The organism is Caulobacter vibrioides OR37 (assembly GCF_000372645.1).
In the GTDB taxonomy this organism is placed as follows: Bacteria; Pseudomonadota; Alphaproteobacteria; order Caulobacterales; family Caulobacteraceae; genus Caulobacter; species Caulobacter vibrioides_E.
In genome coordinates, this window is the sequence record NZ_APMP01000001.1 from 523,221 (window position 1) to 537,373 (window position 14,153).

8 protein-coding genes are annotated in these 14,153 nt (G+C 66.3%); 3 read left to right on the top strand and 5 right to left on the bottom strand.

Annotation, left to right across the window (positions count from 1 at the left end; genetic code table 11):
• Positions 1 to 22 precede the first annotated feature (22 nt).
• The 5 genes from OR37_RS02395 to OR37_RS02415 all read right to left on the bottom strand — a co-directional run bounded on the left by OR37_RS02395 (position 23) and on the right by OR37_RS02415 (position 9,434).
• On the bottom strand, positions 23 to 1,426 hold the full coding sequence (locus tag OR37_RS02395; RefSeq protein ID WP_004615567.1) for a glycoside hydrolase family 30 protein: 1,404 nt from the start codon (positions 1,424 to 1,426) through the stop codon (positions 23 to 25).
• Positions 1,426 to 3,711, bottom strand: coding sequence for a beta-glucosidase (locus tag OR37_RS02400; protein ID WP_004615569.1), 2,286 nt, complete (start codon positions 3,709 to 3,711; stop codon positions 1,426 to 1,428). The genes OR37_RS02395 and OR37_RS02400 overlap by 1 nt, the downstream gene beginning before the upstream one ends.
• 20 nt (positions 3,712 to 3,731) lie before the next feature.
• Positions 3,732 to 5,264, bottom strand: coding sequence for a tryptophan halogenase family protein (locus tag OR37_RS02405; RefSeq protein ID WP_004615571.1), 1,533 nt, complete (start codon positions 5,262 to 5,264; stop codon positions 3,732 to 3,734).
• A gap of 117 nt (positions 5,265 to 5,381) precedes the next feature.
• Positions 5,382 to 8,237, bottom strand: coding sequence for a TonB-dependent receptor (locus OR37_RS02410; protein ID WP_004615572.1), 2,856 nt, complete (start codon positions 8,235 to 8,237; stop codon positions 5,382 to 5,384).
• 156 nt (positions 8,238 to 8,393) lie between these two features.
• Positions 8,394 to 9,434 carry a LacI family DNA-binding transcriptional regulator gene (locus OR37_RS02415; RefSeq protein WP_004615573.1) on the bottom strand — a complete coding sequence of 347 codons (1,041 nt, stop codon included), beginning with the start codon at positions 9,432 to 9,434 and terminating at the stop codon, positions 8,394 to 8,396.
• Positions 9,435 to 9,709: 275 nt separating this feature from the next.
• On the opposite strand from OR37_RS02415, the gene OR37_RS02420 reads away from it, so the two are divergent.
• Genes OR37_RS02420 through OR37_RS02430 form a run of 3 tightly spaced genes read left to right on the top strand, consistent with a single transcriptional unit; the run spans position 9,710 to position 14,114 of the window.
• The gene (locus OR37_RS02420) at positions 9,710 to 12,028 is read left to right on the top strand and encodes a TonB-dependent receptor (protein ID WP_004615574.1); all 2,319 of its coding nucleotides are present in this window, start codon (positions 9,710 to 9,712) and stop codon (positions 12,026 to 12,028) included.
• Entirely contained in the window at positions 12,025 to 12,588 is a 564-nt protein-coding gene (locus OR37_RS02425; RefSeq protein ID WP_004615575.1) for a hypothetical protein, read from the top strand. The genes OR37_RS02420 and OR37_RS02425 overlap by 4 nt, the downstream gene beginning before the upstream one ends.
• Entirely contained in the window at positions 12,588 to 14,114 is a 1,527-nt protein-coding gene (locus OR37_RS02430; RefSeq protein WP_004615576.1) for a PepSY-associated TM helix domain-containing protein, read from the top strand. Before OR37_RS02425 ends, OR37_RS02430 begins: the two co-directional genes overlap by 1 nt.
• Positions 14,115 to 14,153 lie beyond the last annotated feature (39 nt).

The following is a 14,153-nucleotide window of genomic DNA, read 5'->3' on the forward strand; positions in this document are numbered from 1 at the left end:
AAGGCCCTAAAGGCGCGGAATCTCACCAGGTAAAGGTGCCGGCCGATCGGGCGGGCAGTATCGCCTTGAACCGGCGAGCGCCATCCGAGATCGCGAAGCTGGCAGGCGCCTTGCCGGTGTTCAGCACCAGCAGTACCCGCCCGCCATCGCGGTTCTCGAAGGCCACCGTGCGCAGCTCCCCGACCTTGGCCGGCGAGCCGATCCGCGTCGCGCCCGGCTTCACGAACCGGCTGGCGTGGCCAAAGGCGTAGTATTCTTGCGTCCGGGTCACGGCGCCGGTCTGGCTGTTGATCGTCACGACGGGCCGGCAGTCGCCGCAGCCCCCGTTGTGCGGTCCGAACCCTTCATCAAGGGCCAGGTTCCACATCAGGACGCCCCGAGAGCCGCCGCGCGTCGAGCCGATGATCAGGTTCTCCATCATCCAGGAGAAGCTGTCGTCGAACTTCGGCGCGAACTCGCCGCCGGAGCATTCGGTCAGGAAGACCTCCTTGTCCGGATGAGCCGCCCGCACCGGTTCCTGAGCCGAAACGTCCCCCTTGTAGCAGTGCCAGGCTACGCCGGTCAGGAAGGCGTTGGCCTTGGGATCGGCTAGAACGGTCATGGGCTGCTCGGGCTTGTCCCAATTATGGTCCCAGTCGAGGACCTTGGTCGCGATGCCCTCGCGCTGGAACACCGGCGCCAGGTTCTCGCCGAAGAAGCGCGCGCGGCCCTCGGGCTTCCAGCGCATTCCAGGATAGTTGTCGGGCTCGAAGTCCGGCTCGTTCTGGATGCTGAGATAATCGACGGGCACGCCGACCTTGGCCGCGCCCTTGATGTAGCGGCCGAAGAAGTCGGCATAGACCGGATAGGCCTCCGGCTTGAGTTCGCCTTTCACCAGCGATCCGGTCGTTTTCATCCAGGCCGGGGCGCTCCAGGGCGAGTGCATGACCTTGAGATCCGGATTGATCTTCAGGGCCGCGCGGACGGTCGGGAAGACGAACTGCTCCGGGCGCGCTAGCGAAAAATGCTCCAGCTTCGGATCGGGTGCGCCGTTTGGCGTCTCGTCCAGACTGTAATGGTCCAGCGAGAAGTCCGAGGCGCCGATCGTGACGCGGGTGAAGCTGAAGCCCAGGCCGCCGTTGGCGCGCCCGAACAGCTCGCGCAGCAGGGCGTCGCGCTGCGCGGGGCTCATCCGGTTCTGGATCAGCCATGCCGAGGCGTCGGTGATCGCCGCGCCGAAGCCGACGATCGTCTGATGGCGCTCGTTGGGGTCGACCGCGATCAGCGGCAGACCTTCAACGGCCTTCGCCGAAGCTGGACCAGACGGCGCTCGCGCGGCCATCAACTGGCTCTTGTCGCCGGTCGTCACCCAGGCGCGCAGCTTGGGCGCGGCCGCCGCTGGAAAGGCGATCGTCAGAGCGGCGACGGCGGTGCAAAGCTTGCGCATCAGGGCTTCCTCGACCAAGCCTTGAGTTTAGCCTTGCCCGTCAGGACGGGCTCGCCGGCATTTCGGCCGACAAAGAGCGAATAGCTCCCGGCCGCGATCGACCAGCCGGGTTTGGCGACATCGTAGTCGGCCAGGATTCGAGGCTCGACCGTCAGCGTGACGCGCTGGGTCTGGCCTGGCGCGAGGTCGACCTTCTGGAAGCCCGCCAGGCGGACCATCGGCTTGCGCTTGCCGGCGGTGACATAGAGCTGGGGCGTGTCGGCGCCGGCCACCTTGCCAGTGTTGGTGACGTCGAAGCTGACCTTGAGGCCGGCCGCGTCCTCGACCTTGAGGTTCTTGTAGGCGAACGACGTATAAGAAAGGCCATAGCCGAACGGATAGAGCGGCTTGAGCTTTTGTTGGGCGTACCAGCGATAGCCGACGGCGGCGCCTTCCACGTACTTCACCGGGAAGCCCTTGATGCCTGGAACGGTCTGGCCGGCGCGGCGGGCGTCGTCGATAGCGGCCTGTTCGGCGAAGCCCGGAGCGCTGGCGCGGGGCGCTTGGTCGGCGGTCTTCGGGAAGGTCATGGCCAGGCGGCCCGACGGATTGACCTCGCCGAACAGCAGGCGGGCGATGGCCTGACCGCCGCGCTGACCGGGATACCAGGCCTGCAGCACCGCGCCGACGCGATCGAGCCACGGCATCAGCACCGGGCCGCCGGTCTCCAGCACCACGACGGCGTTCTTGTTGGCGGCGGCGACCGCGTCGATCAGAGCGTCTTGATTGTCCGGCAGCGCGATCGAGGGCGCGTCCTGAGCTTCGGTCTGCCAGTGCCGAGCGAAGACGACGGCGACATCGGCGTCCTTGGCGGCCGCGGCGGCGGCCGCAGGATCCTTGCCGTCGACATACACGACCTGCGCGCCCGGCGCGGCGGCCTTGATCGCTTCCAAGGGCGAGGAAGCGTGCCAGGTGACGCGGACGAACGAGGCGGCCTCGCCGCCGTTCAGCGGGATCTCGACCGGCGCGCCGCCGACCGAGCGGACCTGGGACGAACCGCCGCCCGACAGCACGCCGACATCGGCATGGGCGCCGATCAGCACGATCTTCCTGGCCGTTTTGGCCAGGGGCAGCAGGTTGCGCTCGTTCTGCAGCAGCACCGCGCCGCGCTCGGCCACGCTTTGCGCGACCTTGGCGTGGGCGTCATAGTCGATCGGCTGGGCGGTGGTCGGCGTCGGATTGTCCATCAGCCCCGAGGTGATCACCCCATGCAGGATCCGGCGGACCATGTCGTCGACGCGGGCCTGGCTCACCTCGCCCTTGGCGACGGCGGCCTTCAGGTCGTCGCCGAAGAAGATCTGGGTGTCGAGTTCCTGGCCAGACTGCTGGTCGAGGCCCGCCAGCGCGGCCTTGACGGTGCTGTGCACCGCGCCCCAGTCGGACATCACGAAGCCCGGATAGTTCCAGTCGCGCTTGAGCACCTTGTTCAGCAGGACGTCGTTCTGGCAGGCCCAGTCGCCATTGACCTTGTTGTAGGCGCACATGACCGAGGCGGGGTTGCTCTTCTCGATGGCGATCTGGAAGGCGAGCAGATCGCTCTCCCGCAGGTCGGCCTCGCCGATCTGGGCGTCCATCACGTGCCGGCCGGTCTCCTGGGCGTTCAAGGCGAAGTGCTTGATCGTCGAAACGATGTGGTTGGATTGCACGCCCTTGATCTGTTCGCCCGCCATCTCGCCGGCCAGAAGCGGATCCTCGCCAAGATACTCGAAGTTGCGACCGGCCCACGGGTCGCGGGTCAGGTTGACGCCGCCGGCCAGCAGGACGTTGAAGGTCTTGGCGCGCGCCTCGGCGCCGATCATCGCTCCGCCCGCATAGGCCAGTTTCGGCTCGAAGGTCGAAGCCAGCGCCAGGCCCGAAGGCAGAGCGGTGGCGACGTCGCCCTTGCGCTGCTCGACCTGATTGGCGACGCCGAGGCTGGCGTCGCTTTCGCGCAGGGTCGGGATCTTCAGCCGCGGGACGCCGGGGACATAGCCGGCCGAGGGGATCATGTCGGCGGGCGCGGGCTTGGTGTTGGGCGGAAAGAGGCCGTGCAGATACTGGATCTTCTCATCCATCGTCATCTGCTTGACCAGCGCATCAGCGCGAGCCCACGCCGGGTCGTTGGCGCGCGGCGCCAGCGGAGCGCTGTCCTTGGTCGGCATGACCTCGGCGAGCGCGCCCGCGACCGGCGCGAGGGAAAGCAACGCCACGGCGGCGGTGGTCCGGCACAGGATCCGCAGGGCGGATGAAGGCTGGGCGGTCGTCATGGCGGTACTCCGTGCCATCGTCATGGTGTGGGAACTAAGGTCGAGGCGACCGGGGCCGGCGCCGCGCAAGCGCGGGACACGAACTCGGCGTGGCTGGGCATGACGGCCAGACACCGCCCGATGACCGTCTCGATATTGCCAAGGTGGCGGGCGATCTCTTCGTCCGAATGGACTCGGACCAGCGGGTCGTAACCGCGCGGGATCACGCCCTGCCCCAGGAACACCTGAATCCAGCTCTCCTCGGTGAAGAGCTCGTCGTCCTCTCGGAAAACTCGGCCATTGGCGCGGAAGAGGTCCATCTTCCGCTGCAGCGTCGCGGGGATCTCCATGTCGCGGCAGTGGCGCCAGAAGGCCGTGTCGTCGCGCTCGGTGGCCTTGTAGTGCAGGATGATGAAGTCGCGGACGCGCTCGTATTCGAAGTCGGTCTGGCGATTGAACTCATCGATCGTCGCCTGGTCGAAGCCGGCGTCCGGCAACAGACGGACCAGGCGGATCACCGACGACTGGATCAGGTGCAGGCTGGTCGACTCCAGAGGCTCCATGAAGCCGGCGGCCAAGCCGACGGCCACGCAGTTCTTGTTCCAGATCTTCTTGCGCTTGCCGGTCGTGAAGCGGATCCGCAGCGGGTCAGCCCGCTGGGCGCCGTCCAGGTTCGACAGCAGGACGCGCTCGGCCTCGTCGTCGTCGATGAAGCGGCTGCAATAGACATGGCCGTTGCCGGTGCGGTGCTGCAGCGGAATGCGCCATTGCCAGCCGGCGTCGTGCGCGGTCGAGCGGGTATAGGGCGTGAAGTGCTCCGAGCGCTCGGACGGCACGGCGATGGCCCGATCGCAGGGCAGCCAGTGCGTCCAGTCCTCGTAGCCGGTCTTGAGCGCCTGTTCGATGATCAGGCCCCGGAACCCGGAGCAGTCGATGAAGAGGTCGGCGGCGACCGTCTCGCCGTCGTCCAGCGTGACCGACTGGACGAAGCCGTCGGCGGGGCGCAGCGTCACCTCGACGATCTTGCCCTCGCGCCGCTTGACCCCGCGCGCCTGGGCGTAGGTCGACAGGTGCTTGGCGTAGAGGCCGGCGTCGAAATGGAAGGCGTGGGCGATATGGCCGATCGGCGACTCGCTCATGTCGGCCCTCGCGCGCATGAACTTGTCGCTCAGCGCCATGGCGTTGTTGATCGCCAGGTTATCGAAGGGCGGCGCGCGGCCCAGCTCCCGCATCCGGAGCCAGTACTGGTGGGCGCGCAGCCAACCCAAGTCCTGGCCGATCACGCCAAAGCCGTGCAGATAGCTCTCGCCCTTGCGCCACCAGTCGCGGAACTGGATGCCCAGCTTGAAGGACCCCTGCGTCTTGCGCAGGAAATCGTCCTCCTCGAGCCCGAGCAGCTCGTTGAACTTCTTGATGGCGGGAATGGTCGCTTCGCCGACCCCGATCGTGCCGATCTGGTCGGACTCGACGAGGACGATGTCGTAGAGGCCCTGGAAAAGACGCGAGCACAGCGCCGCGGTCATCCAGCCAGCCGACCCGCCGCCGGCGATCAATATTGTCTTGAGCGGCTGCACGCCCGCCTCCCGTCTTGGTCAAAGGTCGGGGCCGCTGATAAGCGCGGCCCCGCCTCCGATGGTTCTCGCTGTCGAGCACGGCGCCAAGGGGGGGACGACGAGCGCTCGACCTAACGCCTAGAACCGATAGTTCACGCCGAACAGGATCTGGCGGCCGTACTTCTCGTAGGTCTCCGGCAGCGAGCCGCCGTTGCTGGTCTTGGTCCCGCCATCGTCGAGACCCAGACGGGTGCGGTACGGCGAGTCCGTCAGGTTGTTGACCTGCAGCAGAAGGCCAAGGTTCTCCAGCGGCCCGTCCTGGAAGGTGTAGCCGATCTGGGCGTCGACCTGTTTGTCGGCCAGGATCTCGGTGAAGCCGCGCGTCGCGAACAGTTGCACCACCTCGCCCTTGAAGGCCGAGCGGTAGCGCTGGCTGATCCGCGCCTGGAAGCCGCCGCGCTCGTAGTAGCCGGTGAGGTTGTAGACCGTGCCCGACAGGCCCGGGATGCGGACTTTCTGCTTGGGATCGGTGCTGGTCGTCGGGTTCAGGTTCGACTTGGTCAGCGACAGGCTGCCCTGGACGCCAAAGCCCTTCACCACGTCGGCGAACTGGCCGAAGTCGAGCGCGCCGCTGAACTCCAGGCCCTTGACCACGCCGCCGTTGCCGTTGGCCGGCAGGGTGATCTGGCCGATGTTGTTGATCGTCGTGCCAGCCGGGATGTTCGCGCCCGGCGGCAGCGGAATGCCGGTGAAGTCGAACGTGCCCGACTGCTGATAGATGTAGGTGTCGAGCTTCTTGTAGAAGCCAGCCACCGACAGGTAGGTCGCCGGGCTCACGTACCACTCGTAGGCCAGGTCGGCGGCCTTGGCCATCCACGGCTTCAGGTGCGGGTTGCCGCCCGAGGCCGACCACGGATTGACCGTCGTGCCGGGGCCGCAGGGCTGGCTGGAACACACCAGGCTGTTGAAGCCTGGCGTCACGTTGGCGCGCATGTCGTCCATCCGCGGACGCGCCATGGTCTTGGACAGGGCGAAGCGGATGCGATGGCCGCCGCCCAGGTCGTAGATCAGGTTCATGCTAGGCAGGACATCGGTATAGTCCTCCTTGGCGTTGATCTTGGTCGGGACGATCGGCTGCCCCGGGGCCAGACCGTTGATCACAACCCCGCTGGACTCCTGCTTCTGCTTGACCACTTGGACGCCGACATTGCCGCGTAGGGCGCCGCTCTGGAAATTGGCCTTGGCGAAGAAGGTGGTCACCTCTTCGGTAATGTCCCAGTTCTTGTCGTAGTAGTTGGCGTCGAGAATGGGCGAAGCGTTGTAATACTTCTTCCAGACGTCGCCGATCTTGACCGAAAGGACGTTGCCAAAGCCCGCGAAGCCCAGATTGGTCGGCGAGGTCAGGTCGGCCGCGTCGACATAGACCTGCTGGCGGCCGTTCTTCAGGAACAGGTCGTTGTCCGAGACGGTCTTGCCCTTGTCGCGCTTGGTGTAGTTCACGCCACCCGACACTTGGGTGACGAAGCCGTCTAGATCGTGTTCGAGCCGAACGTCGACGGCGGTGACGTCTTCCTTGACGTGCGGAAAGCGGATCGCGCCGTCGTGGCCCCAGCCGCCCCACGGGGCGCGGTCGCCCAGCGTGACCTTGCTCGCGTCGGCATAGTTCAGGCCCTCGTGATATTGCGAGAAGCCGTCGTCGGCGACCTTGAAGCCGATGGTGTCATAGGTGCGACCGACGTCCGGCGTGCTCCCGGTGACCCCACCCACGCCGCGACCGTAGCCGGCGTAGGTCTCCATGATCTGTTCTTTTCGCTTGTTCGACGAATAGGACAGATCGGCGACCAGACGCGTGCTTTCGGTGATCTGGAACTCGTTGTTCAGGCCGGCGGAGAACAACTGGTCCTGGCGAGTGTTGTAGTCATTGCGCAGTTGCAGGACGCCGTTATTGAGCGTCCCGCCCGAAGCAAACTTCGAGCCGCCAATTGTATCCGTGGTCACGCCCGAGAAGGTGGCGTTGTCGGCGTAGGGATTCGAGAACCACTGAGCCCCGCGCGTCGTCTCCTTCTGCTTGAAGGTCGAGTAGTACATGTCGAGCGTGGAGTGGATCCGGTCGTTCGGCTTGTATTCGAAGATGCCGATCACCGCGTCGCGCTTGTTGTTCCGCGAGGTGGCGAAGATTTCCTGGCCGTTCAGCATCAGAGCGCCGTCGGCGCTGTCGGGCGAAGTGGACTCGGGCGGGAACGCCTCGTAGCCATAGGCCTTGTAGTGCTTCACCTGCGAGGGCGAATCCAGGTGCGCGTAACCCAGCGCGACGCCGATCGTATCGTCGGCGAACTGGTTGATGTAGCTGACGCTGAAACGGCCGCCGGTGTTGCGGGAGTCTTCGTTCAGCTTCTTGCCCGAAGTCTTTTCACCCCGCAGATTCACGGCGAGGGCGCGCTTGCCGTATTCCAGCGGACGCACGGTGCGCAGGTCGGCGGTGCCCGACAGGCCCATGCCCGAGACCTGGGCGTCGGGCGTCTTGTAGATCACGACGCTGGACAGCAGCTCCGACGGATACTGGTCGAACTCGACGGCGCGGTTGTCGCCGGAGCTGGCCTGTTGGCGACCGTTCAGAAGCGTGGTCGTGAAGTCCGGCGCCAGGCCCCGGATCGAGATGACCTGGGCGCGGCCGTTGACCCGCTGGGCGGCCAAGCCGGGAAGACGCGCGATCGACTCGGCGATCGAGACGTCGGGCAGCTTGCCGATGTCCTCGGCCGAGACGGCCTCGACGATCGAGGTCTCGTTCTTCTTGATGTTGATCGAGTTCTGGATGCTGGCCCGGATGCCGGTCACGACCACGGCCTCGACCGTGTCATCGTCGGCTTTCGGCGCCGGGGCGGTCGTTTGCGCCGAGACCGGCCCCGCGATCACCAGGGTGATGGCGGCCGCCGAGGCGGTTGCGTAAAGTGTGCGGATGGACGCTGGCGCGCCGCGCGTCATGCGGTTTCGCATAAGCTCTCCCCTCTGAACTCGCCCCGCGCGGGCGATTCTCTCGTTCTTGTCTCGCGGCCGAGCATGGCCGTGGAAGCGCTTCCATGGAAGCGCTTCCAATTGGCAGTGACGCGACAACGTTGTCAAGGCTGAAACAAAATCGGCGGCAGGGGAAAACTAGGTCGCGGCGGTCGTTTGCCGGGACACCACGGCGTGCTCCAGTTGGTGGAACACGGGCTCGGGAGCGATGTCGACACCCGTCAAGCGGGCGACCAGAAGCTCGACGGCGCGCTGGCCCAGAACCTTCACGGGTTGGTGCACCGTGGTCAATGGCGGCCAAACAATGGCCGCCACGGGCGCGTCATCGAAGCCGGTGATCGACAGGTCCTTGGGAATGCTCAGTCCCCGCGCGTGCGCCGCCGACAAGGCGCCGGCGGCCATGTCGTCATTGGCGCAGACCAGGGCGGTTGGTCCCAGGGGATGATCCAGAAGCCCGGGGGCAAGATGGGTCCCCGAGCGGAAGGTGAAGTCACCGCGCACCATCGCGTAATCGCCCTCCCCCAGCCCCTGCTCGGCCAGGGCGCGCTGGAACCCCTTCAGACGCAGATCGGCCGACAGGTGCCCCTCCAGTCCGGCGATGAAACCAAATCGGCGATGACCCAGACGCAGGAGTTCGCGAGCCAGATCATAGCCGCCCGCCTCGTCATCGACGCCGACCCCATCGAACCGGTTTTTGGCCGGACCGCCCGGCGACACCGTCACGACCTTGCAGCCCTGGGCCAGAACGGCCTCGATCAGGGCCACATCGTCGCTATAGGGCGGAGATAGGATCAGGCCGTCGCAGCGCTGGGTGGTGATCAACTCAAGGACGCGCTTATGGCAGTCCGGCGTCTGGTTTGGGACGTTCTGAACCAGCACCTGATAACCCAAGGCCAGGCATCCGCGCAGAGCGCCCAGTTCGAGCGCGGACTCGTAGTACGAGTTGGGATCGTTCTCGGGGTCCGAGGCGAAGACGAAAGCCAGCAGCCGACTGGAACCGCCCGCCAAGCCGCGAGCCTGGGGATTGACCTTGTAATCCAGCGCCTCGACGGCCCGCATAACGCGCGAGCGCACCTCATCGCGAACATTGGGGCCGCCATTCAGCACCCGGGACACGGTCACGCGCGCCACGCCCGACAGACGGGCCACATCGTCGATGGTCGGTCTCCTGGTGGTCAAACGCAACTCCCTCGAAAGGCCGGGAAGATGGTCAGGAATTTTCCGCGGCACAAGCCAGCTTGGCCCGATGCCGGCCCAAGGCGACGCCTGCCTCGTGGGCTCGCAGGCCAGTGCTAGAGACGACGCGGAACTGGACATTTGGCGGCCGCGATTGAGCGGGCGAAGCCGCTTCAGCTCCATTTGACGGATGCGATCAACCTAGATGCAAATGATATTGACTCGCATACTCAACACAAAGTAAGCGCCTAACCGTTCTTTCAAGCGGGGTTCCGGGCATGAAGCGGATGGGGTTGGCGGCGAGCGCGCTGAGCGTGCTGGCGATGGCGCAAGGCGTCCAGGCGGCCGAGATCGCAGCCGCCGATGATCCCGCCAATGCTGTCGAGGCCGTGGTCGTCACCGGCGAAAAGACCGCCCGCGGGCTTCAGCAAACCGTTTCCAGCGTGGCGGTGACCACCGCCGCCCGCATTGAACGCGAGAATATCCAGGACTTCTACGACGTCGTCGCCCGCACCGCGAACATGAGCGAGACCTACGGCAAGACCGGCTTCACGATCCGGGGCGTCAGCAATAGCAACGTCTCGGGCGGCGGTACGGGCGGGCTGGCCACGGTCTATGTCGACGGCGCGGCCCTGCCCCAGGAAGCCGTCTACGGTGGCCCGCTGGAGATGTGGGACATCGGCCAAGTCGAGATCCTGCGTGGTCCCCAATCCACCCTGCAGGGCCGCAACTCCTTGGCCGGCGCCGTGATTATCACCTCGGCCAACCCGACCTACACCCCGCAGTTCCGCGCTCGCGCGAACCTCGCCAGCGGCGACGAGCTTGTCTACGCCATCGCCGCGAGCGGTCCGATCGTCGCCGACCAGATGGCCTTCCGCTTCGCCGTCGAAAAGAAGGATAGCGACGGCTTTATCTACAATCCGAACCTCAAGCGGGACATGGACGCGGTCGACAATCTATACATCCGCGGCAAGCTGTTGCTCACGCCGAGCGCCCTACCTGGCCTGCGGGCATTGCTCACCTACGCCCACAACGATCGGGACAGCGGCTACGAATTCACCTATTCGCGCACCGATCGGCCCGATTACTACGATCATCGTATCGACCTCTCGGGCGATCCCAGCCGCACCAAGACCAAGACCGATATCCTGACGGCGGACATAGCCTACAAGCTGAGCGACAAGCTGACGCTGAACGCCATCGCTTCGTTCAACGCGGTCAATACCGACGCCACCATCGACTTCGACATGGCCCCCGCCCACAGTTCGTATGGCACGCGCGCCCAGACCACCAAGACCGACTCCCAGGAGCTGCGCCTGAACTACGACGGCCAGCGGCTAAAGGGCCTGTTGGGCGCCTATCACGCCACGCGCGACGCCCGGGACCTGTCGAGCAGCCTGACCAACGTGCCCTTCCCGCGCGCCACCCTGGTGAGCGTGCTGACCCCGTCCCTACTGTCGGGTGTCGGCAATCCGACGCCGGCGCAGCAGGCCGCCGCCGCGGCGCAGGCCAGCGCCTTCGCCAATCTCTATGTCGCCAGCCTGCCGGTCATTCCGGTAAATTACAGCGGCAGCCAGCCCTCGACGATAAAGACCAGCGCCGTCTTCGCCGACGCCACCTTCGCCCTGACCGCCAAGCTCTCGCTACTCGGCGGCTTCCGCTACGACCACGAGGAGAACACCGGCCGCAGCGCGCAGACGGCCAGTTTCGCCGGGACCTATCCGACCCCGGCGTCCTTCGGACCCTACGCCTCCTACGTGGCCCAGGTGAACGCCTTCGTCGCCGGCATGATCGCCCAGGCCAACGCCTCCGCGCCGGAAGGGACCCGAGAATTCAACGCGTTCCTGCCGAAGTTTGGGGTCAAATATCAATGGACCCCGGACATTGGCGGCAGTCTGACGGCCCAGCGCGGCTATCGGTCGGGCGGCTCGACCGTGAACCAGGCCCGCTCAAGCGTCGCCGCGTATGATCCGGAATACACCTGGAACTACGAGGCGGCGTTGCGAACGGCCTGGCTGGACGGATCGCTGACCCTCAACGCCAACGCCTTCTACACCGATTGGACGCAACAGCAGGTCGTCGTGAACCTCGGCCTGAACGCCTATGACTCCGAGGTCCGGAACGCTGGCAAGTCGCACCTTTACGGCTTCGAACTGGAGGTCGCCCAAAGACTGACGCCGCGACTGTCCTGGTACGTCTCTCTGGGTCACACCCGAACCAAGTTCGACGACTTCAAGGTCACCGCGGGCGCGCTCGTCAGCGATCTATCGGGCTCGGAATTCCCCTACGCCCCGCACTGGACGGCGGCGGCCGGCGTCGACCAGCGCTGGGACAACGGCCTGATCGCCCATCTGGACGGCAACTACCGAAGCAACGCGTTTTCTGAAGCCGACATCAACCAGGCCCGGACCGCGCTGATCAAGAAGCACCTCGTGTTCAACGGCCGCTTCGGCTACGAGCGCGCCCGCTGGGGCGCCTATGTGTACGGCCGCAATCTGCTGAACGCGACGTACAGCCAATATACGCGCACGGACATTCCGGTCGCCCTACTGAGCGAACCCCGGATCATCGGCCTTACGCTGGAGACCCGCTGGTGAACGCTCTCTGGAGTCTTGCGCTGGCGCCCCTGCCGCTGGCGGGGACTTATCTGCTGAAACGCGCCTGGGCCACACCCGATCAGAACCGTGCGTGGTTCATACTAGCGGGCTGGAGCGTGATGACCTTGGCGATCGCCGCTTCGGTTCCGCTGATCGGCGGGGCGCGCGGCCCCTTCTCCGTGCTGACGTTGGGTTCAGTCGCCGCCCTGGCCCTGGTCGCCGCCGGGTTCGAGCGTCGCGACGCCAGGAAAAAAGTCGTCCGCGAACTCGCGCCCGAGCCTTCCGATCGCAAGCGTATCGTCTGGCGGGGCTGGTTGCGAGGTTTCCTGGCGGGCCCGCTGGCGGGCGTCGCGGCCCTGGGCTGCGGGCTGGCCGTCGCCATCTGCGCGCCAGGCCAGATTCAGAGCCGTATGGTGGTCGGCGGCTTCATGATCCCGTTCCTGTGGGCTGGCGGCATGGCGTGGACGCTCTCGGACGACAAGATCCTGCGAGCCTTCGCCGTTCTGACTGGCGTCGCGACCGTGACTCTGGGCGCGGCGTTCCTCAAGGGAGCGCTCTAATGGACGGCTCGAGCGCCGCCGCTCGGACAAAGGGCAAGGCCGCCAAGCCGATCTGGCCCAAGATCCCAGCCGCGTTCGTCCGCGCGATGCTCGCCGGCCATTCGGCCCTGGGGCTGGCTTTCGCGGCCCTGATCTATCTGGTGTGCTTCTCCGGCTCGATCGCGGTCTTCACCTATGAGTACCAGCGCTGGGAACAGCCAGCGGGTCCGGTCCTGCGCGAGGTCTCGCCGCGGGCCGCCAACGCCGCCTTCCGGGAGGCGCTGGCCAAGACCCCCGGCGCCCATGAACTGTTCTTGCGCCTGCCAGAACCCGCCGCTCCGCGCCTCAGCGTGCGGGCCGAGGACACTAAGGGTCACGAGCGCACCTGGATCGCCGACGCCTCGGGCAAGATCGTCGCCGAGCAGAATACGCCCTGGAGCACCTTCCAGGCCGAGCTTCACACCGCTCTGCACCTGCCTCGCGCCTGGGGCGGCTTCATCGTCGGCCTGACGGGCGTGGCGCTGCTGTCCTCGCTGGTCTCGGGTGTGCTCTCGCACCCACGGGTGTTCAAGGACGCCTTCGCCTTGCGATGGGGCGGGTCCAAGCGCCTGCAGGAAGCCGACCTGCATAACCGGATTTCCGTCTGGGGCCTGCCATTCCATCTCGTCGTGTCGCTGACCGGCGCCTTTCTGGGCCTGACGGTGATCATCGTCGGGGTGTTGGCCCTGGCCACCTTCAGAGGCGACACCAGCAAGGCCTATGCCCTGTTCCGAGGCCCGACGGTCCAGGACGATCCGCGACCGGCTCAAAAGGTCATCGACGTCGCCGATATCCTGGCCCGTCTAAGGGTCGTCTATCCGGACGGACGCGCGACCTATCTGGTCGTCGAACACCCCGGCGAGGTTGGGCAGCACGCCAGCGGCAACATCGTCCGCGAGGGTCGCCTGTCGCGCGGCGAGACCGTGGTCCTCGACGCCGATGGCAAGATTCTCGGTGAGGTCGGTTACGAGAGCGGTTCGGTCGGAATGCGCCTGCTCTCGGCCATGACCCCGCTGCATTTCGGCTGGTTCGGCGGCTGGCCGGTGAAGGTCGCCTATCTGCTGCTGGGGCTGGGCCTAACGACGGTGACCTCCAGCGGCGTCGCCATCTGGCTGGCCCGACGCCGCGACAAGGGCCGCCCGGCTCCACGCTGGGAGCGCGTCTGGATCGCCTTGGTCTGGAGCCAGCCCGTGGCCTACGCCTTCTCCGCCCTGGTGAGCCTGTGCTCGCCCACGCCGAAACCCGTGGCGGCCTGGGGCCTGGCAACCTTGGCGGCCTGCGCCTTGGCCGTCGCCGCCGCTCCGGCCGCGCTCTCCATCGCGCTTCGCCGGATCAGCGCCGCCCTGATCGCCATGGTCGCTGTCACGCACGTCTCGCTCCACGCGCGCCAGATGGCCGACCCGGTGGGCTGGATCGTCGATGCGGCGCTGCTGGCGACGGCGCTCGGGCTCGGGGCGACAACGAGGGTCCAGACGCCGAAGGTTTTCCGGGCGCGGAAGTTCGACTGAGGCGAAGCGCCATCTCTCGTTCGCGTTTGCATGAAGGCC

Bases quoted from the DNA above. Each gene is read 5' to 3' on its own strand.
- OR37_RS02395 (WP_004615567.1), bottom strand. From the start codon at position 1,426: ATGCGCAAGCTTTGCACCGCCGTCGCCGCTCTGACGATCGCCTTTCCA.
- OR37_RS02400 (WP_004615569.1), bottom strand. From the start codon at position 3,711: ATGACGACCGCCCAGCCTTCATCCGCCCTGCGGATCCTGTGCCGGACC.
- OR37_RS02410 (WP_004615572.1), bottom strand. From the start codon at position 8,237: ATGCGAAACCGCATGACGCGCGGCGCGCCAGCGTCCATCCGCACACTT.
- OR37_RS02420 (WP_004615574.1), top strand. From the start codon at position 9,710: ATGAAGCGGATGGGGTTGGCGGCGAGCGCGCTGAGCGTGCTGGCGATG.
- OR37_RS02430 (WP_004615576.1), top strand. From the start codon at position 12,588: ATGGACGGCTCGAGCGCCGCCGCTCGGACAAAGGGCAAGGCCGCCAAG.